The 24,942-nt window shown below is 52.4% G+C and carries 18 protein-coding genes, 10 tRNA genes and 1 pseudogene; 27 read left to right on the top strand and 2 right to left on the bottom strand.

Annotated features, from left to right (window positions below; genetic code table 11):
• The first annotated feature begins 3 nt into the window (after window positions 1–3).
• From PHU01S_RS16595 to glmS, 21 genes are all read left to right on the top strand, one after another.
• Window positions 4–79: transfer RNA gene (locus tag PHU01S_RS16595), tRNA-Thr, on the top strand.
• A 7-nt stretch (window positions 80–86) separates the two neighbouring features.
• A tRNA-Glu gene (locus tag PHU01S_RS16590) sits at window positions 87–161 on the top strand.
• A 47-nt stretch (window positions 162–208) separates the two neighbouring features.
• A tRNA-Val gene (locus PHU01S_RS16585) sits at window positions 209–284 on the top strand.
• 9 nt (window positions 285–293) lie between these two features.
• Window positions 294–368, top strand: a tRNA-Gln gene (locus tag PHU01S_RS16580).
• A gap of 5 nt (window positions 369–373) precedes the next feature.
• Window positions 374–446, top strand: a tRNA-Lys gene (locus PHU01S_RS16575).
• 12 nt (window positions 447–458) lie between these two features.
• Window positions 459–539, top strand: a tRNA-Leu gene (locus PHU01S_RS16570).
• A 189-nt stretch (window positions 540–728) separates the two neighbouring features.
• On the top strand, window positions 729–1,592 hold the full coding sequence (locus PHU01S_RS16565) for an ABC transporter ATP-binding protein (RefSeq protein ID WP_048746324.1): 864 nt from the start codon (window positions 729–731) through the stop codon (window positions 1,590–1,592).
• Window positions 1,593–1,630: 38 nt separating this feature from the next.
• Window positions 1,631–2,425, top strand: coding sequence for a (2Fe-2S)-binding protein (locus PHU01S_RS16560; RefSeq protein WP_049868856.1), 795 nt, complete (start codon window positions 1,631–1,633; stop codon window positions 2,423–2,425).
• Between the two features lie 94 nt (window positions 2,426–2,519).
• Window positions 2,520–2,594, top strand: a tRNA-Gly gene (locus PHU01S_RS16555).
• 6 nt (window positions 2,595–2,600) lie between these two features.
• Window positions 2,601–2,677: transfer RNA gene (locus PHU01S_RS16550), tRNA-Arg, on the top strand.
• Window positions 2,678–2,686: 9 nt separating this feature from the next.
• Window positions 2,687–2,763: transfer RNA gene (locus PHU01S_RS16545), tRNA-Pro, on the top strand.
• A gap of 8 nt (window positions 2,764–2,771) precedes the next feature.
• Window positions 2,772–2,845: transfer RNA gene (locus PHU01S_RS16540), tRNA-Gly, on the top strand.
• 143 nt (window positions 2,846–2,988) lie between these two features.
• Window positions 2,989–3,762 (top strand): polysaccharide deacetylase family protein, encoded by a 774-nt coding sequence (locus PHU01S_RS16535; RefSeq protein ID WP_048746325.1) that lies wholly within the window; start codon window positions 2,989–2,991, stop codon window positions 3,760–3,762.
• A gap of 389 nt (window positions 3,763–4,151) precedes the next feature.
• The gene (ppc, locus tag PHU01S_RS16530) at window positions 4,152–6,947 is read left to right on the top strand and encodes a phosphoenolpyruvate carboxylase (RefSeq protein WP_127508611.1); all 2,796 of its coding nucleotides are present in this window, start codon (window positions 4,152–4,154) and stop codon (window positions 6,945–6,947) included.
• 142 nt (window positions 6,948–7,089) lie between these two features.
• On the top strand, window positions 7,090–8,022 hold the full coding sequence (locus PHU01S_RS16525; protein ID WP_048746327.1) for an EamA family transporter: 933 nt from the start codon (window positions 7,090–7,092) through the stop codon (window positions 8,020–8,022).
• A 5-nt stretch (window positions 8,023–8,027) separates the two neighbouring features.
• Complete coding sequence (gene sigW, locus PHU01S_RS16520) at window positions 8,028–8,594, top strand: RNA polymerase sigma factor SigW (protein WP_174806379.1); 567 nt, start codon at window positions 8,028–8,030, stop codon at window positions 8,592–8,594.
• Between the two features lie 143 nt (window positions 8,595–8,737).
• Complete coding sequence (locus PHU01S_RS16515) at window positions 8,738–9,364, top strand: zf-HC2 domain-containing protein (protein ID WP_048746328.1); 627 nt, start codon at window positions 8,738–8,740, stop codon at window positions 9,362–9,364.
• A 162-nt stretch (window positions 9,365–9,526) separates the two neighbouring features.
• Window positions 9,527–10,369, top strand: a complete 843-nt coding sequence (cdaA, locus tag PHU01S_RS16510; RefSeq protein ID WP_048746329.1) for a diadenylate cyclase CdaA — start codon at window positions 9,527–9,529, stop codon at window positions 10,367–10,369.
• Window positions 10,362–11,732 carry a CdaR family protein gene (locus PHU01S_RS16505; RefSeq protein WP_048748688.1) on the top strand — a complete coding sequence of 457 codons (1,371 nt, stop codon included), beginning with the start codon at window positions 10,362–10,364 and terminating at the stop codon, window positions 11,730–11,732. Before cdaA ends, PHU01S_RS16505 begins: the two co-directional genes overlap by 8 nt.
• A gap of 814 nt (window positions 11,733–12,546) precedes the next feature.
• Window positions 12,547–13,887 carry a phosphoglucosamine mutase gene (gene glmM / locus PHU01S_RS16500; protein WP_048748689.1) on the top strand — a complete coding sequence of 447 codons (1,341 nt, stop codon included), beginning with the start codon at window positions 12,547–12,549 and terminating at the stop codon, window positions 13,885–13,887.
• 843 nt (window positions 13,888–14,730) lie between these two features.
• A complete protein-coding gene (gene glmS / locus PHU01S_RS16495) occupies window positions 14,731–16,566 on the top strand; it encodes a glutamine--fructose-6-phosphate transaminase (isomerizing) (RefSeq protein WP_127508608.1) in 1,836 nt (611 codons plus the stop codon).
• Window positions 16,567–17,424: 858 nt separating this feature from the next.
• On the opposite strand, the gene PHU01S_RS16490 is transcribed toward glmS, so the two are convergent.
• Window positions 17,425–17,832, bottom strand: coding sequence for a very short patch repair endonuclease (locus PHU01S_RS16490; protein ID WP_127508605.1), 408 nt, complete (start codon window positions 17,830–17,832; stop codon window positions 17,425–17,427).
• A gap of 92 nt (window positions 17,833–17,924) precedes the next feature.
• Between PHU01S_RS16490 and PHU01S_RS16485 the strand changes: the two genes are divergently transcribed.
• The 3 genes from PHU01S_RS16485 to PHU01S_RS16475 are packed head-to-tail and all read left to right on the top strand — an operon-like array spanning window position 17,925 to window position 21,383.
• The gene (locus PHU01S_RS16485; protein ID WP_127508602.1) at window positions 17,925–19,022 is read left to right on the top strand and encodes a DNA cytosine methyltransferase; all 1,098 of its coding nucleotides are present in this window, start codon (window positions 17,925–17,927) and stop codon (window positions 19,020–19,022) included.
• Window positions 19,023–19,061: 39 nt separating this feature from the next.
• On the top strand, window positions 19,062–20,399 hold the full coding sequence (locus PHU01S_RS16480) for an ATP-binding protein (RefSeq protein ID WP_127508599.1): 1,338 nt from the start codon (window positions 19,062–19,064) through the stop codon (window positions 20,397–20,399).
• The gene (locus tag PHU01S_RS16475; RefSeq protein WP_127508596.1) at window positions 20,400–21,383 is read left to right on the top strand and encodes an O-methyltransferase; all 984 of its coding nucleotides are present in this window, start codon (window positions 20,400–20,402) and stop codon (window positions 21,381–21,383) included.
• Window positions 21,384–22,247: 864 nt separating this feature from the next.
• On the opposite strand, the pseudogene PHU01S_RS27155 reads toward PHU01S_RS16475, so the two are convergent.
• Window positions 22,248–22,364, bottom strand: a pseudogene (locus PHU01S_RS27155) (excalibur calcium-binding domain-containing protein); the annotation flags it as partial.
• A 173-nt stretch (window positions 22,365–22,537) separates the two neighbouring features.
• On the opposite strand from PHU01S_RS27155, the gene PHU01S_RS26390 reads away from it, so the two are divergent.
• The 3 genes from PHU01S_RS26390 to PHU01S_RS16455 are packed head-to-tail and all read left to right on the top strand — an operon-like array spanning window position 22,538 to window position 24,874.
• Entirely contained in the window at window positions 22,538–22,762 is a 225-nt protein-coding gene (locus PHU01S_RS26390) for an ATP-binding protein (RefSeq protein ID WP_218032464.1), read from the top strand.
• 38 nt (window positions 22,763–22,800) lie between these two features.
• The gene (locus tag PHU01S_RS16460) at window positions 22,801–23,616 is read left to right on the top strand and encodes a sugar phosphate isomerase/epimerase family protein (RefSeq protein ID WP_048745608.1); all 816 of its coding nucleotides are present in this window, start codon (window positions 22,801–22,803) and stop codon (window positions 23,614–23,616) included.
• A gap of 37 nt (window positions 23,617–23,653) precedes the next feature.
• Entirely contained in the window at window positions 23,654–24,874 is a 1,221-nt protein-coding gene (locus tag PHU01S_RS16455; protein ID WP_049868871.1) for a substrate-binding domain-containing protein, read from the top strand.
• The last annotated feature ends 68 nt before the right edge of the window (window positions 24,875–24,942 follow it).

Genomic DNA, 24,942 nt, shown 5'->3' with positions numbered 1-24,942 from the left:
TTTGCTCTCATAGCTCAGTAGGTAGAGTGCATCCATGGTAAGGATGAGGTCACCGGTTCGATCCCGGTTGAGAGCTCCACAAGCGTGGCCCGTTGGTCAAGGGGTTAAGACACCTCCCTTTCACGGAGGTAACAGGGGTTCGAATCCCCTACGGGTCACCATTTTTTTTATTTTTACATAGTAAATGGTTCAGTGGGCAAATTATTGAGGAAGCTTAGCTCAGCTGGGAGAGCATCTGCCTTACAAGCAGAGGGTCGGGGGTTCGATCCCCTCAGCTTCCACCATATGCCTGTTGGGGATTAGCCAAGCGGTAAGGCAACGGACTTTGACTCCGTCATTCTCAGGTTCGATCCCTGAATCCCCAGCCATTTGCGAGCCATTAGCTCAGTTGGTAGAGCACCTGACTTTTAATCAGGGTGTCGAAGGTTCGAGTCCTTCATGGCTCACTTTTTTTGTTTGCGCGTATGGCGGAATTGGCAGACGCACCAGACTTAGGATCTGGCGCCTTCGGCGTGGGGGTTCAAGTCCCTCTACGCGCATCCACAAAACCTTGAGAAATCAAGGTTTTTTTTGTTTTTCCGAATAAAAGGCTGAATCGTCGCGAGCGGCTTAACCACATAAATCTTTGACATTTCAATTGAGAACCGTTATCATACATTGTATAATGATAATCGTTATCAAATAATCGGGTCGCAGCGATCCGCATAAGCAGAGAGGAGCTTGCAGCCATGGTTCGATTGACGACCAGCCAGCTGGATATAGCCTATGAAAAGAGACAGATCGTCCGTGACCTCAACCTGAGCATTCCTCAGGGGAAAATCACGGCGCTGGTAGGGTCTAACGGCTCCGGCAAGTCGACGATTCTGAAGACGATGGCTCGCCTGATGTCTCCTCAAAACGGACAGGTGCTGCTTGACGGCAAGTCCATCCATAAGCAGGCCACCAAGGAAGTCGCCAAGGAATTGGCGATTCTGCCTCAGAACCCGACGGCTCCCGATGGCCTGACGGTGCAGGAGCTTGTCTCCTACGGCCGGTTCCCTTATCAGAAGGGATTTGCCTCCATGCGCAAGGAAGACCGCGAGATCGTGGACTGGGCGCTTCAGGCGACGAGCATGACGGAATTCGCGGATCGTCCTGTGGACCAGCTGTCGGGCGGACAGCGGCAGCGGGGATGGATTGCCATGGCGCTGGCTCAGGAGACGGATATCCTCTTCCTCGACGAACCGACGACATTTCTCGATATGGCTCATCAGCTCGACGTTCTGCAGCTTCTTGAAGAGCTGAACGAGCAGGCGAAGAGGACGATTGTCATGGTGGTCCATGACTTGAACCATGCCTCGCGCTTCGCCCACCATATGATCGCGATCAAATCAGGCCGAGTTATGGCCGAGGGCGCGCCGGCTGAAGTCATGACGCCTGCCGTAATGAGGGATGTATTCGGCATCGAAGCCGATATCGTATCGGATCCGCGTACAGGAGTTCCTCTGTGCCTTCCATACGCTTTGGCGCCCAAAGAAAAGCGCAGGGAAACGGTAGCTGCAGCGGCATTGGAGCCGCAGCAGGTATTGCAGGCGGCTGTTTCGGGCCGCTAGAACGTCTAGTAACGGAGTTTAGGAATCGAGGGATAAGCATGAACGCAGATATCAGGCAGAAGCTTTCAGACAAGCATGGACTGCTCTGGGAGCTTCCCGATGGAATTCATATGACCGCTACCGCAGAGGAGCTGGCGCGGCCAGACACGGCATCCCGGTTCCTGGAGCTGTATGCAGGCCTGCTTCCGTCCACTTCGATTCAGCCTTCGGCTACTTACTTCTGTTCCTGGGCGAGAAGCCTTACGAGCGCGGTGCATTGGCTCCTGGCCAGCCGCGGCGGCTGCCTGTCGGTAGCTCCGCAGGATTGGACCGTCGTGCTTGCCAAGCCGGGAGCGTACGCTTCCATCAGCTTCATGCCTTCCTCCGCCACGCTTGTCACAGTGGAAGGCGACGGCTCGGCTATCGACCCGCAGACCGTCATGGACCGTTTATACGGAGAGCTGATCGCACCTATTTTCCGCACCTTCGCTGATGTGTCCGGCGTTCGCCAGAACGACCTGTGGCGGCTCATGGCGACCAATCTGAACTATACCAAGGCGACACTGCTTGCAGACTCCCCCGCAGAAAATGAATTCATGTCCTTGGAATCGGACTTTCGTTATGTGCTGACTGAAATGCCAGGCGAGAAGGTAGGGTTGGATCGCAATCCGCTGGCCATTCCGATGAGATATGTGGACAATCCGTACAAGCCCGGGGAGCAGAGCATGATGCGGGCTTCATGCTGCCTGGCTTACATGACGGACTTCGCGAAATACTGCTATACTTGTCCAAGGCTCAAATCTTCCGAACGCGACAAAATGATACAGGAAATCCGGGAGATGCAGAAGGTTTAAAAGAACAAAAAACAATTTCAAAAAAACACTTGCATTCCTTTGGGCAAGCTGATATATTATTACTTGTCGCGCTGAACAAAAGCGATGACAACAAGCGGAAGTGGCTCAGCGGTAGAGCATCGCCTTGCCAAGGCGAGGGTCGCGGGTTCGATTCCCGTCTTCCGCTCCATAGTGTGTGCCCGTAGCTCAGCTGGATAGAGCATTTGACTACGAATCAAAAGGTCGGGAGTTCGAATCTCTCCGGGCACGCCATTTAAATATCGGGATGTAGCTCAGCTTGGTAGAGCACCTGGTTTGGGACCAGGGGGTCGCATGTTCAAATCGTGTCATCCCGACCATTTAGTTTGCGGGTGTAGTTCAATGGTAGAACTTCAGCCTTCCAAGCTGATAGCGTGGGTTCGATTCCCATCACCCGCTCCATATTTACATAACCTTTCTAATCCTTGCCCTCGGGCAGGGATTTTTTGTTTGGATTGTTGTTTTTGGGATGGAATGCGGCCCCCTTGGGAAACCTGAATCGGAATGAGAATCGGGTTGCCTAGCCCATGCAAGGGGGTTGCAAGATGCCTACGAAGAGATTTGTCGGTGCGGCGAAAAAGCCGCGCTGGATGCTGCTCGGCATAGCAGCGATTATCGGTACCGGGTACGCGGCGCCTCAGGGGGAGAAGGGCAGAGACTATTTCGAGTCTACGGGCCAGGCGTTATGGGAGGTGAGATCCGATCAAAAAGTAATCGCGATGACTTTCGACGACGGACCTGACCCGGTAAAGACCGCCCTCATCCTCGACGTACTGAAGGAATACGAAGCGAAGGCTACTTTTTTCGTCATCGGTAAAAATGCGGAGAAATATCCGGATGTCGTAAGAAGGGAAGCGGAGGAAGGCCATGAAGTAGCCAACCATACGTATACCCATCTGATGAGGCAGCCGCCTCAAGTAGACAAGCTGATCCGTGAAGTGAAGCGCAGCCAGGCGGTGCTGACCGGCATTACCGGCATCAAGCCGGTGCTGTTCCGGCCGCCGGGAGGCATTTACAACGAGCGGATGCTGCAAGCGATGAAACAAGAAGGGATGATGACGATCCTCTGGTCATGGCATCAGGACACGCGCGATTGGGCTCGGCCGGGCACAAGCGCCATCGTGAATAAAGTCATGCGGAACGTGCGGAGCGGCGATATCATTCTTTTCCATGACCGGGTGGAGCACAGCATGCAGACGATCGAAGCGCTGAAACAGATTCTTCCCAGCCTGAAGAAACAGGGGTACCGGTTCGTTACGGTCAGTGAGCTGATCCGGTACGACAGCCGGCCGATATGGAACAAAGCCGAAAAGCCTTGAGCGACTCAAGGCTTTTTTCTTGTATACCGCGTATGGATGCCGCTGCTTTACCGCTGTGACTCACCAAAAAATACTGGCTTCGACAGTCTTCTATCCCAAAAGGTTTTGTAGTATGATGATTAAAGCGATTTTTAGGCACCAGTTAGCGGGTAAGACGGGCCAGAGGGCCGGCCGTACATGACGTTTGAGCAGCAAGGGTTTGAGGTAATGGCATGAACATGCCGTACGCCTCGATACGACGCCTTGTTATTCAGCGTACCGGTAACCGGAGCGGGGCTAGCAGGAGAGCAGCCGCGCTTACCGTGTTTGCAAAATCAGCCATTTCATGCACTCTACGCTAACGATGCGGTTCCGCCCGCCTTGGGCAAGGAACCTGGAGGAGGAACAGAATGTCGGAACAGGCTGTAACCGCCCAAGCGGCGAATCGCCCGCAATCGAATAATCTGCTGCGCCGAGACGTCCGTTTCTTGGGAAATATTCTAGGGGATGTACTCGTTCACCAGGGCGGCAAGGAGCTGCTAGAAGTCGTGGAGAGAATCCGCGAGATGAGCAAGGCGCTGCGCGCCGAGTTCGTGACGGAGCTGTACGATGAGTTCAAGAAGACGATTACGACGCTGGACCCAGATATCCGCCATCAGGTTATCCGGGCATTTGCAATCTATTTCCAGCTGGTCAATATTGCAGAACAGAACCATCGGATCCGCCGCAAGAGGGACTATGAGCGCTCGGCTGGAGAAGCGGTGCAGCCAGGCTCGATCGAAGCGGCTGTCCAAGGGCTGCAGGAGCGCCATATCTCCATCGACGACGTGAAGTCCATGCTGAACGACATTTCCCTCGAGCTCGTCATGACGGCTCATCCGACGGAGGCGACCCGCCGCGTCGTGCAGGACATCCACAAGCGGATCGCTGTCGGCATGATGGAGCTGGACAATCCGAACCTGACCTACCGGGAGCGGGAGAAGCTGCGCGAAGGGCTGCTCAATGAAGTGCTCATCCTTTGGCAGACCGATGAGCTGCGCGACCGCAAGCCTACGGTCATCGACGAGGTGCGCAACGGCCTTTATTATTTCGACGAAACGCTGTTCGAAGTTCTTCCCAACGTCTACGAGGAACTGGAGCGCTGCCTTCACAAATATTATCCGGAAGAGCAGTGGCATGTGCCGACTTACCTGAAGTTCGGCTCGTGGATCGGCGGCGACCGGGACGGCAACCCTTCCGTCAAGGCCAAGGTGACCTGGGAGACGCTGACGCTGCACAAGCAGCTCGCGCTCCGCAAGTATGAGACCGTCCTGAAGCAATGGATGGAGATTCTCAGCTTCAGCACGAATATCGTGGAAGTGCCGGCGGAGCTGATGGATTCCATCGCAAAGGATCAGCAGAGCGTCGAGCTGCGAGGCGTCGACAGATGGCGCAACGTCAAGGAGCCGTACAAGATCAAGCTCAGCTACATGCTTGAGAAGCTTGTCAACACGGGAGACGATTCCCTTCGCGGCTCGTCCACGCGCTACGGCAGTCCGGATGAATTCAAGGAGGACCTGCTGCTCATCGACCGCAGCCTGCGTTCCCATTATGCGGATTATACGGCCGATACGCATGTCCGCAAGCTGATCCGCCAGGTGGAGCTGTTCGGCTTCCATATGGCTGCGCTCGACATCCGCCAGCACAGTCAGGAGCATGAGAACGCCATGGCGGAGGTTCTGGCGAAGATGCATATCGTCGAGGACTACGCAGCGATGGGCGAAGAAGAGAAGATCGCGCTGCTGGCCAAGCTGCTGGACGATCCGCGTCCGCTTACGTCGGGCCATCTGGATTATTCCGAGAGCACCCGCGAATGCCTGGACGTCTACCAGACCGTGTACCGCGCCCAGCAGGAGTTCGGCACGGACTGCATTTCCAGCTACCTGATCAGCATGACCCAAGGCGCCAGCGATATGCTGGAGGTCATGGTATTCGCCAAGGAAGTGGGCCTCTTCCGCAAGGAAGCGGACGGCTCGGTGCGATGCACGCTCCAGTCGGTGCCGCTCTTCGAGACGATTGACGACCTGCATGCCGCGCCGGAGATCATGAAGAGGCTGTTCGAGCTGCCGCTGTACCGCCAAGCCGTCGAGGCAAGAGGCAACCAGCATGAGATCATGCTGGGCTACTCCGACAGCAACAAGGACGGCGGTGTCGTAACGGCCAACTGGGAGCTGCGCATGGCCCTCAACGATATTACGGAGACGGGCGCGCAATACGGCGTCAAGCTCAAGTTCTTCCATGGCCGGGGCGGGGCGCTGGGCCGGGGCGGCATGCCGCTCGGCCGCAGCATTCTCGCTCAGCCTCCGCATACGATCGGAGGCGGAATCAAGATCACGGAGCAGGGCGAGGTGCTCTCGTCGCGCTACTCGATGCAAGGAATCGCGTACCGCAGCCTGGAGCAGGCGACTTGGGCGCTGCTGACCGCGGCGCGGCTCGCGATGCATCCGGAGCAAATGGCTCCCGAAAATCCGGAATGGAATGAGATCGCCAAGGAGATCTCCGAGACGGCTCAGCGGAAGTACCAGGATCTGATCTTCCGGGATCCGGACTTCATGGAGTTCTTCAAGGGAACGACTCCGCTGTCCGAAGTGGGCGAGCTCAACATCGGGTCGCGCCCGTCCAAGCGCAAGAACAGCGACCGCTTCGAGGATCTGCGCGCGATTCCTTGGGTATTCGCCTGGACGCAGAGCCGTTACCTGCTTCCGGCCTGGTACGCCGCCGGAACCGCGTTCCGGAGTTATGCCGGCGCGGATGAGAAGCGGCTCCAGACCCTTCAGGAGATGTACAAGGACTTCCCGTTCTTCCGCTCGCTTGTCGACAACCTGCAAATGGCCATGGCCAAAGCCGATCTGATCATCGCTAGAGAATATGCCGGCATGATTCAGAACGATGGGGTCCGTGACCGGATCTTCCGCCTCGTCGAGGAGGAATACGCTCTGACGTTGAAGTTCATTCTCGACATTACGGGACAAAAGGACTTGCTGGACAACGTTCCGGTCATACAGGAATCGATCCGCTTGCGCAATCCATACGTCGATCCGCTCAGCTATCTTCAAGTGGAGCTGCTGACGGAGCTGCGCCAGGAAGAGGGCGACAACGCCCATCTGCTGCGCGAAGTGCTGCTCACGATCAACGGAATTGCCGCAGGCCTCCGCAATACAGGCTGATAGCCTGAACGGAAAAGCACCTCATCTACACCAGGTTGACTGGTTCATCCGAAGGAAAGGCAGCAAGCGGCCGCACTGCTCAACTATGAGCGCTGCGGCCTTCTTGCTGCCTTTCCCGGCCTGAAAGGGGCGTCCAGAGGCTATGGGGAGACTGGCAAGAGAAGGCTATTGGACATCCGTGCTGCTCGTGCTGCTCGGGGCATCCAGCTACGGATTGATGTCGCCGCTCATCAAGCATGTGTATGGATTCGGTTATACGTTCAGCCAGGTTGTCGTGCATCAGCTGGCTGCCGGGACCGCGATGCTGTGGATCGTGGCTGCAGCGGCGGGGAAACGGCGGGGGGCTTCCTTGCGGCCCCGTCTATCCATGGGGCAATGGGCGGGGCTTGCTCTCATCGGCACGGCAGGACTCGCGATGACGACGGTGCTGTACAATCAAGCCCTGCAAGGGCTCAAGGCCTCCTTTGCCATCGTCTTGCTTTTTCAGTTCACCTGGATTACGATTGCGCTAGACAGTATCTGGAGCCGCCGTCTTCCCGGCTGGGGAAGGCTGGGATGCGTGGCGGTCATTCTGGCGGGCACGGTACTCGCGCTCGGAATCGGCAGAGCCTCCTGGCCGCACGCCGCGGCCATGCCGCTGTTGTGCGGACTAGGCGCCGCGGTCACCTACAGCCTGTATCTGGCGGGAACCGGACGATTCCGGGCGGATCTCAATCCTTCCGCGGCTTCTGCTATAATGGTCACATTCGGATTTATATTGGTCCTGGCGCTGTTCGGCAGAGGCGCATGGGCAGGAGACGCCGAACCCCGGCTCGTCTTGTGGGCGGTCATGCTTGCGCTGCTCGGGCAAGTTATCCCCACGCTGCTGTTCACGATCGGGATTCCGCGCATAGGGAGCAGCCTTGCCGCGCTGCTGGGGGCCATGGAGCTGCCGGTAGCGGCAGCGGCAGCCTGGCTGATCGGAGGAGAGACGCTCAGCGCCCTCCAGCTGGGAGGCATAGCGGCTATTCTGGCCGGCATCGCGCTGGCGCAGAAGGCTCCCGCCAAGGAAAGTCCGGCAAGTCTGGAGGAATGAATGCAGTGAAATCCATCGAAGCCAACCTCATCCGCCTCGCGCTCAAGGGAGACCAGCGGGCGTTTGCGGATTTGGTTGGCATGTATCAGGACAAGTTATACCATTTGGCTTACCGGATGCTGTACAACCGCCAGGAAGCGGAGGATGCCGTTCAGGAGACGTTCCTGAGGGTGTTCCGCAATATGGAGCGGTATGACGAGTCGATGAAGTTCTCGACCTGGATCTACCGGATTACGACCAATCTGGCCATCGACCGGCTGCGCCGCCGCAAGCCGGGCTTCTCGCTGGATGCGGAGGTGCCGGAGCATGACGGGCTGGACGGTTATTCCATGTTCGCCAGCGAGGATGCATCTCCGGAGGACGAGGTGCTGCTGTCGGAGACCCAGCGGATCATCCGCACCGCGATCGAGACGCTGCCTCCAAAGTACAAATCCGTCATGGTGCTGCGTTACTTGGAGGACTTGTCGCTGCAGGAGATCAGCGATGTGCTCGATATGCCGGTCACGACGATCAAGACGCGCGTCCATAGGGGAAGGGAATTCCTCCGCAAGAAGCTTGAGCACAAATTATAAGCCGCAGGGCTTCACATAACAGGCTCAAAAAAACGAAACACAACCCGATCTCGCAACGTAAGCTATGAAGTAGAGCGCCGATCAGCGCGTTTTTCAAAAGTCATCGGGAAACGACCCGTTCCCTGAAGAAAGGACTGGCTGCCATGAAATGCAATGTCGCCATCGTTTGGATGCATGACTATATAGACGGCGAGCTGCCCCGCGAGGACGCCGTCGTTCTGAAGGAGCATCTGCTTTCCTGTCCGGGATGCCGGGCACGCTTCGAGCAGCTCGAGAAGACCGAGGCGCTGCTATCCTCCGCCATGACGGAACCGAGGGAGCCGATGCTTGCGCCTGCGGCTTCGGCGGCGCTGACCGAAAGAATTCTAAAACAAATTCCCCCTCCGGCTCGTCATAGAGATTGGACGGGATGGATTCGCAGACATCCTGCCTTGACGGCAGCGGCTGTCTTCGTGCTGGTCATGCTGGCCAGCTTCACGCCTGCCGTCAACAACGGTTCCGAGCTTATCGTGCGCGGCGACGATCTGAGACAGGTCGTCATCGACGGTCATACGGTCATCGTTCCCGAAGGCGCCCATCTGAAGGGCAGCCTGACGGTCGAGAACGGCATCGCCGACGTGCGGGGAGACGTGCAGGGCAGCGTCACGGTTGTGGACGGCTCTCTGCTGACGGCCTCCACGGCTCACATCGCCGGTCAGACACGCAAGATCGACCAGCTGCTGGACCGGCTTTGGTACAAGGTGACCCAGACTTTCGGAAGCACTCCGTGAAGGCTACAGGCCACGCTCCCTGCGCAAGGGAGCTTTTTTTTTGCTTGACAAGGATTTGTGGTAAGCTAACTAGAAAAGAATAGGGTTAGCACAACACTCAGGGTCAGCCTGCGGACAACAGAAAAAAAGACATCCGGCAGGCAGCGGGCGGGGGTATCAAACATGAGATTTTTCACGGAAATGACTTGGCAGAGCTGGATCCGCAACGTGATCGACATCGGCATCGTCAGTTATATCATATACAAGCTAATTCTGCTGGTACGTGGCACCCGGGCCGTGCAGCTGATCAAAGGGATCTTCATGCTTGTGGCGACTTGGGCCATCAGCACCTGGCTGGATCTGTACACCTTGAAGTGGCTCATGAACCAAATGTTCACCTTCGGAGTCGTGACGGTGCTCGTCATCTTCCAGCCGGAGCTGCGCCGGGCGCTGGAGCAGCTCGGCCGGGGCAAGCTGTTCGCACGCACCTCGTCGGCGGATCGGGATCAGCTCAACGAGCGGATTACCGAGCTGATCAAGGCGATACAGTTCATGTCCAAGCGCCGGATCGGAGCGCTCATCGTATTCGAGCGCATGACCGGCCTTACGGAGCTGATCGAATCCGGCATCAAGATGGAATCGCGCATCAGCTCGGAGCTGCTCATCAATATTTTCACTCCGAACACGCCGCTCCACGACGGAGCGGTCATCATCCGGGGACCGCAAATCACGGCGGCCGCCTGTTATTTGCCTCTCTCCGAGAACCCCTTCATCAGCAAGGAGCTCGGAACCCGCCACCGCGCCGCGATCGGAGTCAGCGAAGTGACCGATGCGGTATCCGTCGTCGTCTCCGAAGAGACGGGACAGGTTACTCTTGCCGTTGGCGGCATCATCGTGCGGGACATCAAGGAGGAGTCTCTCATCTCCAAGCTGTTCGAGGAGCTGACGCTGCAAAGCTCCGTGAAAGCGAAGCAGAGATCCAGATTCAGCCTGCGCAAAAAGAAAGAAGGCGATGCCAATGGATAAATGGCTCAGCCATCCAACGGCCATCAAGATCCTGTCGGTCGTCATCGGCATCCTGCTTTGGGCCGTGGTGCATTTCGATCCGGAGTCCACGCCCAACACCGTCGCCTCCACGACCGAGACCCAAAGCGTCGATGTCGTGAAAATCCAGACGACCGGTCTGGACGAGTCGGCTTATTCGCTCAAGCTGCTGGAGCCGAGCGTGGCCAAGATGATGGTCAAGGGCAGCCGGTCCGCGCTTGCCTTTACGACGAACGACGATTACTCCATCAGCGTCAATCTGGAAGGCAAGGGCCCGGGAACCTATACCATTCCGCTGACGGTAGGCAAGCTGCCCAGGGGAATCGAGCTCGTGACGCTGTCGCCGAGCCAGGTTCAGGTCGTCATCGACCGCCTGGAAAAAGGAACGTTCGAGGCGGGCGTCGTTACCCAAGGCAAGCCGGTGGAAGGGTATGAGCTGGGAACGCCTGTCATCAAGCCGGGAAGCACGGTGGAGGTCACGCTGCCGGCTCAGGATCTTGCCCGCGTCGGCTCCGTCAAGGTTTTCGTCAATGTAGATGGAGAAGATGCGCCCGTGCATGAGAAGAAAGCCAAAATCTCCGTGTTCGACAAATCGGGCAACGAAATCAAAGGAGCGGCGCTGAACCCCAGCACTCTGGATGTAGAGGTGCCGCTGACGATGCCAAGCAAGGAAGTCCCTCTGCAGATCGGTTATAAGGGCAGCCTGCCCGGCGGCTTGACGCTGGGCGGAATCCAGTCCAAGTCGAGCACCGTCAGGCTGTACGGGCCGAGAGGGCTTCTCGACGAAGTCAACCAGCTGGCTGCTGACGTGGATCTCAGCCAGATCCGCAGCTCGGGCGATGTCGAGCTGGAGCTGCTGCCTCCCGAAGGACTGAAGGCGGTCGAGCCGTCCAAAGTCACCGTAACCGTGACATTGTCTTCTTCGGGGACGAAGACGCTCCAGGTCCCCGTCACCTTCGAGAATACGCCGAGGGGACTGGATGCAGCGCTGGAGGCGCCCCGGGACGGAACCGTAGACATCCAGGTAAGCGGCACTCCGGAGGAGCTGGGCCGGCTGACCGCTGCGGATATCCGCGCTGTCGCCAGCCTGGCGAATCTCGCAGAGGGCGCTCATGAGGTGCGGCTCGCTTTGACGCTGCCAAACGGTGTCCAAGCTGTCGGCGAGCCGCCGCTCGTGACCGTCAAGCTCGTTGCCAGCGAGCCTGCCTCGGGCTTGCCCGAGAGCAGTCCGTCTCCTTCGCCCAGCCCTTCGCCCGGCAATGATGGCGGCGCAGGGAATGAGCCGGCAGGAGACGGTGCTGCCGGGGAGGGCAATGCCTCTGATGGAGGGAACAATGCTCCGTGAAAATGTTTCTTTCTGGATAAGCGGGAGGATGCATGGACGAAACGGCCAACGCAAGAAACAAATATCCGGATCTCAACTGTATGGCGACGCAGAAATTCACCTACAGAAACGAACGTAAAGAAACGGCCCGCATAGCAAGCAACTAATATACCGTAGTTAATGTATAGCAGCTGACTGGCGAACAGGAATAACTTGCAATAACTTAAGCAACAACGCCAGGAATAATGTACAACAAGCCAATAGCAACAACGCCAGCAATAATGTACACAGCAAGGCCAATAACGTAAAGCAAATAACGTAATGCAAACGTCAAATACGTAAAGCGAATAACGTAAAGCAATAACGTAAAGCAATAACGTAAAGCAAAAACCGTAAAGCAACCGTAAAGCAAAAACCGTAAAGCAAAAACCGTAAAGCAATAACGTAAGCAATAACCGTTAAGCATAGCAAATACCGTAATGAAATATTGTAAAGCAAATAACGTAATGCAAACGTCAAATAAGTAAAGCAAATAACGTAAGGCAATAGCTTACATACCCGCTTGCTTTCACTATGCTGACACAGCACTATCGGAGCGGGGAAGCAGCCTTTATCAAATCATTTTGGAATTCCAGTTTTATCTTGTCATGCAATTTGGAACCCAACTGGGCTCGGTCTGCGTATGATGAATTCCGGGGCCATTTTCCATGGCATAAGGTTGCGATAGTTTTAATGGGCTAAACCCTTTATAATGAATACCATTCTTATCCTTGATCATTTCTATCATAAAAGCTTGCTAAAAGGGAGCTTACAGAAAAGGGGCTTTTCACTCACTATGGGCAAATATTTCGGAACCGACGGCGTTCGCGGGGTAGCGAACAGCGAACTCACGCCGGAGCTTGCATATAAAATCGGCCGCTGCGGCGGTTATGTACTGACAGCTGGAGCACACAAGCCGACCGTGGTCATCGGCCTCGACACCCGGATCTCCGGCCCGATGCTGGAGTCGGCGCTCATCGCCGGCCTTCTTTCAATCGGCGCAAGCGTCGTACGCCTCGGCGTCGTATCGACTCCGGCTGTCGCTTATTTGACGCGGATGCTGAAGGCCGATGCCGGCGTCATGATCTCGGCTTCGCATAACCCGGTGCAGGACAACGGCATCAAGTTTTTCGGCGGCGACGGCTTCAAGCTGTCGGATGAGACCGAGAACGAGATCGAGCGCCTGATGGACGCCGAGATCGACGAGCTGCCGCGTCCTACGGGCGGAGACATCGGCACGGCGAGTTATGAAGGGAATGCGAAGCGTCTATATATCGATTTCCTCAAGACGACCGTTTCTTCCCGCTTCGAGGGGCTTAAAATTGTCCTCGACTGCGCCAACGGAGCGGCTTACGAGCTCGCCCCGGCGGTGTTCCGCGAGCTGGGGGCGGAGGTCATCACGGTCGGAGCGGAGCCGGACGGCCGCAACATCAATGAAGGCGTCGGCTCGACCCATCCGGAATACCTGCGCGATGAAGTGCTGCGTCATGGAGCGGATCTCGGTCTAAGCTTCGACGGCGACGCCGATCGTTTGATCGCCATCGACAATAACGGCGATGAAGTCGACGGCGACTTCATCCTCTGCATACTGGGGGATGCCATGAAGCGCGAAGGCAAGCTCATGAACGACACGGTCGTGACGACGGTCATGAGCAACATCGGCTTCTTCAAGGCGGCGGAATCCCTCGGTCTGAGCACAGCCAAGACAGCTGTAGGCGATCGCTACGTCATGGAAGAGATGCGCCGCGGCGGCTTCAACCTGGGCGGCGAGCAGTCCGGCCATGTCATTTTCCTCGATCACAATACGACCGGAGACGGCATCCTGACCGCTCTGCAGCTGACAGATACGCTCGTGAAGTCGGGCGGCAAGCTGAGCGGGCTGCGCAGCCTGATGCGCAAATACCCGCAGGTGCTCATCAACGTGCGGGTGGCCGACAAATCGCTCTACAACGACAATCAGTCGATTCTGGCTGCCGTAGCGCAGGTGGAGGGCGAGATGGGCGACAACGGACGCGTGCTCGTACGTCCTTCGGGAACGGAGTCTTTGATCCGCGTCATGGCGGAAGGCCCGGACAAGGATCAAGTAGCGGCTTACGTCGACCAGATCGTTGCCGTTGTAAAAGCCGAGCTCGGCTAAGAACGTCCCCTTTTTCAAAAAAAGCAGATGACGGTTAACCCGGGCGCTTCCCGGGTTAATGTCTTCCAGCTGGCTAAGCACTGCGGACGCTCAGTTGCAATTCAAGCCCGCATTGAATATGATATAGGGTATTGGTTTTGATTCCGGAAGGAAAGCGAGGATCGAGGTTGGATCAGGCAATATAAGCGCCAGAGCTTGCAACAAAGGATGCCGATTTTCGGCAGGACTCCCGGCCACGGAGCGGGAGCAAAGGATAGCCCGTGTCATACGGGTACGGTCCATGGTCAACGACGCCGGATAGAAGATCCAGGCGGGAGCGGCGGGACCGGGCAGCTTCGCGAGGAGCGGCGGCCTTTGGATTCCTGAGGCATCCCCAGAGCAAGCTGACGAGGTGAAGGTGTTCGAAACATTCGGCGGGGACCTTCCGGTGGGCATGACATCGACAGCCGTTATCGCAAAAGGACGCGGGCAACCGGTCTTACAAACGAACGGCACCATGCAGGAATGAAACGTAGAGGGCATGGCCGGCATCGCAGCCGGTTTGCTTTTGGACCTTATAGATTCTTTTAGAAGCAACATACTACTACAGGACGGGTCTGCCGCCCTGAAGGTTTGCGATGCCCGTATGAACATGCGCCGAGCGCATGAGGGATCGGGCTGCTGCGGATACTAGGCCAAGGATGGCGACATCCAGGGTTCTGTTTTCTGCTGCTTAAGGTCATCGGCGTCCCATGGACTGCCGCGCCACCACTGATTCGACAAAACGGAATCGGCGCAGGGGAAGCCTGCGTCTAATGGCATCCAACCGGGCGGCCGGCGCCGCATACGGAGGTTTATTTCACTATGTGTGGAATCGTAGGTTATATCGGCAATCGTGACTCGAAGGAAGTTCTGATCGAAGGACTCAAGAAATTGGAATACCGCGGGTATGACTCCGCAGGCATCGCCGTATTCACGGACAACGGGCTGGAAATCCGCAAATCCAAGGGACGCCTGGCCAACCTGGAGGAGAAGCTCGTCAGCGAGCCGATCCAAGGGTCCGTCGGCATCGGTCATACGCGCTGGGCTACGCATGGCAAGCCGTCCGATGTGAACTCCCATCCGCATACCGACAACTCGTCGAAGTTCTCGGTCGTGCATAACGGCATTGTCGAAAACTATCTGGATCTCAAGGAAGAGCTCGGCGCGAAAGGCCATACCTTCGTGTCGGAAACCGACACCGAGGTCATCTCCCATCTGATCGCAGACGAGTACGACGGCGATATCGTCGCAGCGGTGCAGCGTGCCGTGAAACGCATGAGAGGCGCTTACGCCCTCGGCGTTCTGACCGAATACGAGCCGGAGAAGCTGGTTGCAGTGCGTTTCGCAAGCCCGCTCGTCATCGGTATCGGCGAGAATGAGAACTTTATCGGCTCCGATATCCCGGCCATTCTGGAGTATACGCGCAACGTGTACATCCTGAACGATGGCGAAATGGCTGTTCTGACGCGCTCCGGTGTCGAACTGATGACGACTTCGGGCGACATTATTTCCAAGGAAATATTCCATGTCGACTGGGATCTCGTCACCGCGGAAAAAGCCGGATTCGATCACTTCATGCTCAAGGAAATCCATGAGCAGCCAAAGGCTTACCGCGACACGATGATGAGCCGCATCAGCGAAGACGGCAAGTCGGTCGATCTCAAGAAGGAAATCAGCATGACGACGGAGCAGATCCGCGGCATTTCCCGCGTGCATATCGTCGCTTGCGGAACGGCTTACCATGCCGGTCTCGTCGGCAAAACCGTCATCGAGAGCCTGGCCCGCATTCCGGTAGAGACAGATGTCGCTTCCGAATACCGGTACCGTTCACCGATCATCACTCCTGATACGCTCGTCATCGTCGTAAGCCAATCCGGCGAGACGGCAGACACGCTGGCCGCTCTGCGCGAAGCGAAGCGCAACGGCGCGCGCGTGCTTACGATCACCAACGTGGTCGGCAGCTCCATCGCCCGCGACGCGGATGATGTCATCACGACCTGGGCGGGACCTGAGATCGCGGTCGCTTCGACCAAAGCGTACTCCTCCCAGCTGATCGCCTTCTACCTGCTTGGTTTGTACCTAGGGCAAGAGCGCGGAACCGTCGAGGCGGAACAAGCGGCGGAGATCATCGCCGCCATGCAGAAGCTGCCGGAGCAAGTCGAGCAGATTCTGGAGCAAGCGGACATCTTCAAGGCTGTCGCCGAATCCGTGTCGAAACATGCCAATCTGTTCTTCATCGGACGCGGCCTCGACTTCGCCGTCGCCCAAGAGGGATCTCTGAAGCTGAAGGAAATCAGCTACATCCACTCCGAGGCTTACCCGGCCGGCGAACTGAAGCACGGCACGCTGGCTCTGATCGAGGAAGGCATTCCGGTCATCGCCCTGGCGACGCAGGAAGAGCTGTATGAGAAGACGCTGAGCAACATCAAGGAAGTCAAAGCTCGCGGCGCGCATGTTCTGGGCATAGCCAACGCAGGCTACGAGGAAGAAGTCATGAAGTCGGTCGACGAGGTGTTCTCGATTCCTCGCACGCTTCCGCTGCTGACGCCTGCGCTGTCGGTCGTTCCTCTCCAGCTGCTGAGCTACCATGCTTCGCTGGCCCTCGGCAACGACGTGGATAAGCCAAGGAACTTGGCGAAGAGCGTGACGGTGGAGTAAGGAAGGCGAGACGGGTTTAAAACGTGAATGGGTTAAAAATTGTTTGTAACTGAAAAACATTGTAACTGATAAATAAAGACTATAACTGAGTAATAAAGTCTGTAACTGTTCGGAGACATTAAAGTTGGTGTACGGACATTAAAGTTGGTGTACGGACATTAATGTTGGTGTTCCATTGAAGACTCAGGAGCATAAATATCACCTAGAATTGGTCCCGATGATTAAAATCATTCGGGACCTTTTTTATAAAAGCGGAAGAAAAATGGATACCATCGGTGCAAGGGTGAAAAACATGAAGGAGTTAGAGAAGTCAGCACCCAGGATACGATGGTTGGAAGCGACACTCCTCCTATTGAGTTTCAAACCTTGGAGACGATTCCTGCTAATGAAGCTATTGAACTTGAGCAGTTCTTTCAGATAATTGAGATCTTAAAGTCGTCCTTTTCAGTGAGCATAAGAATGTCAGTCCTTAGAGTGTCAAGTGGCAAACGCTTTCTGTGTGTCCAAATGGACCACGAAGGACATGTGCAGTTGTTCATGTTGAATATGGGAGTTCAGTACTTTACATTGTTGAGGTGGCAAGGCAGGATGAATGGTCAATTATCGACACTTATACTACGTCCAATAAATCAGATCAAGATAATAGCAGCTGAGCAGAACATTAACCCTGCTTCTTGACGGTTTGGTTCAAATAGGCGGCCACTGGGATCGGGATGTCCTCAATCAATGCAGTGAAATGAGCATTGATAAGTTCGGGCATTATCGTAGTGATACAAACAAAGAATGGGCCTATAGAGCCTGATTGAAAAAATAAATTAATTCTTAACTATGATAGGGAATCGATATGATTTGTCGAAATTAGTTACGAAGGAACAAGTGGATTTTTTCTAGAGTAGCCGGATAATCGCTTTTAATTTCGTGCTCCCAAATTCTCAATATATTCCATCCTTCTGCAATATAGAAATCGGTAACCTCTATGTCTCTTTGGATATTTTTATTAATTTTATTCTCCCAAAAGTCTAGATTAGACTTTGGTAATTTGAAATGAAGTTGACAACCGTGCCAAAAGCAAGAATCAATGAAAACTACTTTCTTTTTGGTTTTAATCGATATATCTGGTTTTCCAAGTAAGGTTTTAGTGTTTTTTCTAAAACGTAGTCCTTGTGCCCATAAATCTTTGGTTATACGATCTTCAAGTTTTGTGTGGGTGGATTTAACGGAACGCATTATCTCCGACCGTTTTTCTTTAGAAACGTGATCGCTCATACTACAACGCACCTCAAATTATTCATAATTTAGCGATCGACAAATCATTTAACTAAATGTACGATTAAGAAAAATATAAGGTGGAATTTGCGTTGAAAGTAATTGATTTATTTGCGGGTGTCGGAGGCATGAGTCTTGGAGCAGCAAAAGCTGGGTTTTCATTGGCTGGTGCTGTGGAACTAGACCCAATCGCAATCGAAACACACGAATTAAACTTTCCCAAGAGTATTCACTTAAAGTGTGATGTATCTAGCCTGACCGGTGACGATCTAAGGAGTGAATTGAAATTAAACCGTGGAGAGCCTACTGGAATAATTGGCGGTCCTCCCTGCCAAGGGTTTAGTTCAATGGGGAGAAGAGATATTGAAGATCCACGCAACTCCTTGTTTATTCATTATTTCCGAATAGTCAGCGAATTACAACCTGACTTTTTTGTTGCAGAAAACGTCCCTGGGATACTCGATTCCAAATATGATAAAATTAGGGAAGAAGCTTTTGCGCTTTTGAAAAAGAAATATGTTTTTCTGCAACCAGTAACGATTAGCGCAAAAGATGTTGGAGCACCTACTACAAGAACTAGGGTTTTCTTTATTGGAGTCAAAAAATGTTATAAATCGCTTGCACCAAGAATTGAGTTTGGTCTTCAGTTAGAAAAATACAATTATGTAAAAGATGCACTTCTGGGATTGTCGGATGAAGTTATTTTTAAAGAAGATTGTTGGGTAAATGCTGAGAAGCATCAAGATTCATACAGTAATAAAATCTCCAATTTCATTCCTGAAGGAGTAGGGGACCCATCATCGATCGAGCGTTTCCTAATTAAGTCTGAAATATCCGGCATGGTGGGAACAAGGCATACTGAAGAAGTTATTCAACGGTTTGAGTTGGTAATGGAAGGACAAACTGATAAGATCTCCAAGGCCCCAAGGTTGAGACAAAATGGCTTTTGTCCTACATTAAGGGCTGGTACTAATAAAGATAGAGGTTCTTATCAGGCGGTAAGACCCATACACCCTACTCAAAATAGAGTCATCACTCCAAGGGAAGCGGCCAGATTACAAGGATTCCCTGATTGGTTTCAGTTTCATAAAACCAAGTGGCATAGTTTTAGACAGATTGGGAACAGCGTCTCCCCAATTGTATCGGAGCATATCTTGAATCGCATAAAAGAGCATCTATTTAAAGCGTAGTCAATGATTATTACAACGATATTATTGAGGTGAAGGACAATGGATGAAATAAATGAAGAGTTGAGAATTAAGGCTTCACCAACTAAAGAGTTCTTTTTATATATGCTAACGAAAGACATTTTGATTGAAAGTGCAATTGCTGAACTTGTTGATAACAGTGTAGATGGTGCTCGAGCAATTCAAGAAAAAAGCGAAAGTATGTTTAAAGATAAAACTATTAGAATTGATCTTAATAAAAACCAGTTTAGAATTGAAGACAATTGCGGCGGCATCCCTGTAGAGATTGCTCGAAAATATGCCTTTAGATTTGGAAGACCAAGTGCTATTGAAAAACAAGGAAGAACTATTGGTCACTTTGGAGTTGGAATGAAGCGTGCATTATTTAAAATGGGGAATTATTTTAAAATCGAGTCACGTACTATAGATTCATATTTTGTAGTTGAAGAAGATATTAATGAATGGTTAGCTAAGGACGAGGAAGATTGGGATTTTAAGTTTAAAGAGGTGCAAGAGAATTACCCCTTAAAGGAAGGAGAAGAAACCGGAACGACAATAACTGTAAGTCGGCTACATGAAACTGTATCTGAAAAGTTTGCCCTAGAGAACTTTGAAAAAAAGGTTAAAATGACTTTACAAACAGACCATCAAATCAGTTTGCAGAATGGCCTTGTAATGACGTTAAATGGAATACCTTTGACATTTGAACCCACAGGTCTTCTTAGTTCTTTGGATCTTCAACCTGCACATCTCAGCACTACATTCAATATTGATGAATCAATTCTGAATGTTAGTATCTACGCTGGATTAAGCAAATCAGAACCAGAAAAGGCAGGTTGGTACGTATATTGTAATGGAAGGCTAATTTTAGAGGCTGATAAAACGGAAGTTACAGGATGGAAAGACGGAATTCCAAGATTCCATAATCAGTTTGCCAGATTTAGAGGATATATTTTATTTGATGCGGATGATCCGAAAGTGTTGCCATGGAACACCACTAAAACCGGTTTGGATGTATCATCTAAAAGTTTTATCGTTGCAAGACAGGAAATGTTAAATTTGATGAGACCAATAATAGATTTTCTCAATAAACTCGAAAGTGAGAAGAAAAATAAAGAAGATGACAGCCCAACCCAATTAGAAATTATATTGGACCAAGCTACAACTGTTGAAGTGGATAAAATTAAAACTGAACAAGTATTTATTGCTCCACAGCCGAAACCGGAACCCAAAATAATAAAAATCGAGATGGGCAAAATAAGATACGAAAAGCCGAAAGAAGAACTAGAAATTGTAAAGAAAAAACTCAAAGCAAAGACCTACACCGAAATCGGAGAAAAAACATTCGATTATTTCTTCAAGATGGAGTGTGAGGATTAAGTGCCAAGCTACAACAGGATAAACTACGATTTAAGGCCTGCTAAATCAATAGAAAGAAAAATGATAAATGAATCATTAAGGAAATTGAGTGCTTTTCAAAGTATCGAATCTTACAGGTACATTGGATTTGGTTCGCTTTATTTTAGTGATTTTAGTTTGTTTCATAAAGAATTAAATTTAACGGATATGAATAGTATTGAACATACGAGTAGTCCTAAAGAGCAAACTAGAATAGATTTTAATAGACCATTTAATTGTATAAATATGTATTATGATGAGTCATCTAATGTATTACCACAATTTCACTGGGACGATACATGTACGATAACTTGGTTGGATTATGACTATGATCTTAATAAAGAAATTCTTGATGATATACGAATAGTTACTAATAAATCTTGTTCTGGCAGCATAATAATCGTGACGGTTAAAGCGGATCCCCCATCCTTTCAAGATGAAGAGGGAGAATTAAATTTAGATCAAGCTTTACCGAACTTTTATACACGATTTAAAGAACGTATTGGAGAGGATAAATTACCTTCGGATGTAACTTACCGAAATCTAAGAGGATGGGACTTTGCAAAAGTTTGTCGTCGTATAATAAACAATGAAATTCTAGAAGCTCTCCAAGCGAGAAATGTGGCACGTCCTAGCACTCAAAAAATGAGTTATAAGCAATTATATAACTTTCACTATTCTGATGGCGCTAAAATGATAACAGTGGGAGGAATTATTTACAATCAAGGGCAGTCAGATAAGGTTACCTCTTGTGGTTTTCAAAATCTTAACTTTATAAAAGAAGACGAAGAGCCCTTCAAAATTGAAATTCCAATGCTTACATATAAAGAATTAAAGCATTTAAACTCTCAATTTCCTCAAAGTGATCTATCTAACTTAGAGTCTATTGGTATACCTAAAAAGGATATTGAACGCTATCATTCTATTTATAGATACTTTCCTAATTTCGCAGAGATTGGGAACTAGTTGGTCTTATACAGAGATTTGCTAGTTTGAATGTAGAAATCCGAAAAGAGCCTAAAGAATGTCAGTCTAATACTTTATTTTTGAAAATTGAACAGCATGTTCCTACAGGTAGGAAAGCAGTCTAAAACTTATTTCTCAATAGCTGACGATTTTCCAACTCAAAAACCGCGTCAAATCAACAACTCCAGTTTTATACTTTATTTTCTTTGAACAAAACGTTGTCCGGTGATAAAAAAGTGTGGAACCAGTAAAAAACTGTGGAACCACCCATTAAACATCATGGGCCGTCCTACAAGCTGAGGACGGCCCAATTTTCGTTATATATGGAGGTCCAAAGATGAATGTAATTGGTGAGAAAATTAAGCCATTGTATAAGTTTCAACTACCGTCAGCCTCGTTAGTTTTAATGAAATTAAACCACCAGGAGATGTCGTAAAGATAGAATATCGACACGGGGGAAACGGCTTGCTCTACCAGTCAGAGAACAAGGCTGAAATTAATCATTTTATCCAATCAATGAGAGCAACCACATATTCGAAGACAACACAAATCCATGGACAGGTGGTGGAGGTCATCAACTATACGATAAAGAAAATAAAATGATAATAGGTTTGTCGTTTGGACCGAATCAAAATATCCAAATCTATGGAGTTTATTATCATATGACAAAGATATTGATGACAGACTAAAGACCTTCTATGATGAATTTTTAACTGATAAAAATATCGTCAAGAGTAAATGAGATTGAACTAACGGATTACGTTAGCTCAATGAACCGCCCCCCACGTAGGGCGGTTTTCTTTAGGTTGAAAATCAACATTAAGATTTATCATAGCCTAGATAAAAGAAAAAGCTCCGCAGGGCTCATTTACATGCAACGCCATCTTTGTCCCGATCAAGCTTGGTGCTGTATCCAGGATCTCCTACGTAAAGAGGCGCTTTTCCGGCTGCTCGAACCGCTGTGCAGTTTTTGTAATAGACGTTTGCTGGCGCGGCGGTCGCTTTCGGTTTAGCGATTGATCGTGCAGACCGCTGACTTGCCGGCTGCAATTGCCTTGCTGATATGAGCTGCCGTATCCGGGTACTTGTCGGATGGCCAGATCGCGCCGAGCCTTCGTAAACGAAAAATCATCAAATTGATCCTGCAGCCGATCATGGAAAATGCGGTGAAGCACGGGATCAGCAAGCTTCCTGAAGGGAAGGGGGAAATCAAGCTCACCGCCAGGCAGGACGGTAATGAAATGGTGTTCGTCATCGAGGAGACGCGTACGCTAAAAATATCAGCGCTTCCGGCTAATTTATTCCGCTTATTCCGGTTCGCAATGCCTTTTATACTTGGCTTAGCAGCCAACCGTGCCTGTTGCGTTGCAGGAAGATGAAGGCGCTATCAGATCAAAAGGGGAAAGGAGGATGGAACATGAAAATCGGCTATCAGACGAATACCTGGGGGGGCGTCGTCGGTCATCCGGCCGGAGTCACGTCGGTCAAAGATCTGTTCTATCTGGCCAACGGTTCCACGGAGCAGGCGATCCGCGACATTGCGGCTGCCGGCTACCAGGGGATTGAGCTGTTCGACGGCAATCTGGTCCAGTACGAGAACCGGATGGACGAATTCCGCCGGCTGCTGAGCGGCAGCGGCTTGGACCTGATCGGCGTATATACCGGCGCCAACTTCATCTATGAGGACATCCTGCCGGACGAAATGGCCAAAATCGAGAAAACGGCCGAGCTTGCCGCCGCAGCGGGCGCGGAGCATCTGGTGCTCGGTGGAGGAGCCGTCCGCGCTGCCGGTATACGGGACGAGGACTTTGCCGCGCTTGCCAAAGGGCTCGACATCGCTGCCGGGATTGCAAGGCGACACGGCCTGCAGGCCAGCTATCATCCGCATCTGGGCACCATGGTGGAGCGCCCCGATCAGTTGGACCGGCTTATGCCGCTGACGGACATTCCGCTTTGTCCGGATACGGCGCATATCGAAGCGGGAGGCGGCGACCCGCTGGAGGTCATCCGGAAATACGGCAGCCGGATCACATACATTCACTTCAAGGATTACCGCTCGGGCGCATTCGTCCCGCTCGGTGAAGGCGGACAGTCGTTCGGCGACATGCTGAGGCTTCTGCGGGAGCAGGGATACGACGGCTGGGTTACGATCGAACTGGACAGCCACGACGATCCGGCGAAGGCGGCAGGCATAAGCAGAGCATACCTGAGAGATACGCTGCATTTGCGATAGAAGGTTAGGATAAACCAAATTTGGGGGGCCATATGGCATGAAAAGATCGACCCTGCTTTCCATTATGCTCGTCTGCCTGTTATTGCTCGCAGCCTGCGGCAACGGAGGCTCGAAAGCGGATACGAATAACTCCGGTGGCGCGCCGGACAATACGGCATCCGGTGCCGCAGCCAACACAACGTCGAATTCGGGGACGGCGGATGCGGACGGCACTGCCGACGGCCCGATCACGATTAACCAGGACCTGCCGGACAAGGATATCCTGAGCAAGGGTCCCGACGGCGAGAGCGCCGTCTCCGCCAAGACGCTGTCGCTCTCGCCGGAGGATCTGGCTAAGGTCAAGGAAGGCAACTACACGGCGGCGATTTCCATGCACTATGCCGGAAACGACTGGTCGGCCGCTCAGCTTAAAGGGCTTAAGGATACGTTCGCCAAGATGAACATTGAGATCGTCGCCACAACGGACGCGAACTTCAAAGCCGAGACGCAGGTGGCCAATATCGAGACGATTCTGGCCAAGAAGCCGGATATTCTCGTCAGCATTCCGGTCGACGCCGTATCCACGGCGAGTGCGTACAAGAAGGCGGCCGCTCAGGGCGTCAAGCTCGTCTTCATGGACAATAAAGCCGCCGGTCTTACAGCCGGCAAGGATTATGTGAGTGTCGTTTCCGCCGACAACTACGGCAACGGCGTTGAAGCCGCACACATCCTCGCAAAAGCGATCGGCGAAGAAGGCGACATCGGCGTAATCTACCACGACGCAGACTTCTTCGTCACGAAGCAGCGCACCGAAGCGTTCGAGAAAACGATCAAGGAATCGTATCCAAATATTCATATCGTCGAGCGCGGCGGCATTGCAGGCCCGAATGACGGCGAGAAAGTAGCTGCGGCCATGCTGACCAAGCAGCCCAAGCTGAAGGGCATGTTCGTCGTATGGGATGTCCCGGCTGAAGGCGCCATGGCCGCCGCCCGTTCGGCAGGCCGCACTGATCTCGCCATTTCCACGATCGATCTCGGCACGAACGTCGCCTTGGAAATCGCCAAGGGCGGCATGATTAAGGGTCTCGGCGCCCAACTGCCGTACGACCAAGGCGTAGCGGAGGCCATCCTGGCCGCAAATGCGCTGCTCGGCAAGGAGACACCTCCTTATGTAGCGGTTCCGGCGCTGCCCGTCAATCAGGAGAACATCTTGGATTCGTGGAAGACCGTGTACCATGCGGATGCGCCGAAAACGATTCAGGACGCGGCCAAGAAATAAGGCGTATAAGCCGATGCGGAAGTTCCGTGCCCAACAAGCAGGCGCAGACAGAAAAGGAGAGATGGCCA

This window comes from Paenibacillus humicus NBRC 102415 (assembly GCF_004000905.1).
Classification (GTDB): Bacteria; Bacillota; Bacilli; order Paenibacillales; family Paenibacillaceae; genus Paenibacillus_O; species Paenibacillus_O humicus.
This window is presented reverse-complemented; position numbering and strand designations above follow the sequence as displayed.

Coding starts and splice junctions, on each gene's coding strand:
- PHU01S_RS16565 (WP_048746324.1), top strand. CDS start 729: ATGGTTCGATTGACGACCAGCCAGCTGGATATAGCCTATGAAAAGAGA.
- PHU01S_RS16560 (WP_049868856.1), top strand. CDS start 1,631: ATGAACGCAGATATCAGGCAGAAGCTTTCAGACAAGCATGGACTGCTC.
- PHU01S_RS16535 (WP_048746325.1), top strand. CDS start 2,989: ATGCCTACGAAGAGATTTGTCGGTGCGGCGAAAAAGCCGCGCTGGATG.
- ppc (WP_127508611.1), top strand. CDS start 4,152: ATGTCGGAACAGGCTGTAACCGCCCAAGCGGCGAATCGCCCGCAATCG.
- PHU01S_RS16525 (WP_048746327.1), top strand. CDS start 7,090: ATGGGGAGACTGGCAAGAGAAGGCTATTGGACATCCGTGCTGCTCGTG.
- PHU01S_RS16515 (WP_048746328.1), top strand. CDS start 8,738: ATGAAATGCAATGTCGCCATCGTTTGGATGCATGACTATATAGACGGC.
- cdaA (WP_048746329.1), top strand. CDS start 9,527: ATGAGATTTTTCACGGAAATGACTTGGCAGAGCTGGATCCGCAACGTG.
- PHU01S_RS16505 (WP_048748688.1), top strand. CDS start 10,362: ATGGATAAATGGCTCAGCCATCCAACGGCCATCAAGATCCTGTCGGTC.
- glmM (WP_048748689.1), top strand. CDS start 12,547: ATGGGCAAATATTTCGGAACCGACGGCGTTCGCGGGGTAGCGAACAGC.
- glmS (WP_127508608.1), top strand. CDS start 14,731: ATGTGTGGAATCGTAGGTTATATCGGCAATCGTGACTCGAAGGAAGTT.
- PHU01S_RS16490 (WP_127508605.1), bottom strand. CDS start 17,832: ATGAGCGATCACGTTTCTAAAGAAAAACGGTCGGAGATAATGCGTTCC.
- PHU01S_RS16480 (WP_127508599.1), top strand. CDS start 19,062: ATGGATGAAATAAATGAAGAGTTGAGAATTAAGGCTTCACCAACTAAA.
- PHU01S_RS26390 (WP_218032464.1), top strand. CDS start 22,538: ATGGAAAATGCGGTGAAGCACGGGATCAGCAAGCTTCCTGAAGGGAAG.
- PHU01S_RS16460 (WP_048745608.1), top strand. CDS start 22,801: ATGAAAATCGGCTATCAGACGAATACCTGGGGGGGCGTCGTCGGTCAT.
- PHU01S_RS16455 (WP_049868871.1), top strand. CDS start 23,654: ATGAAAAGATCGACCCTGCTTTCCATTATGCTCGTCTGCCTGTTATTG.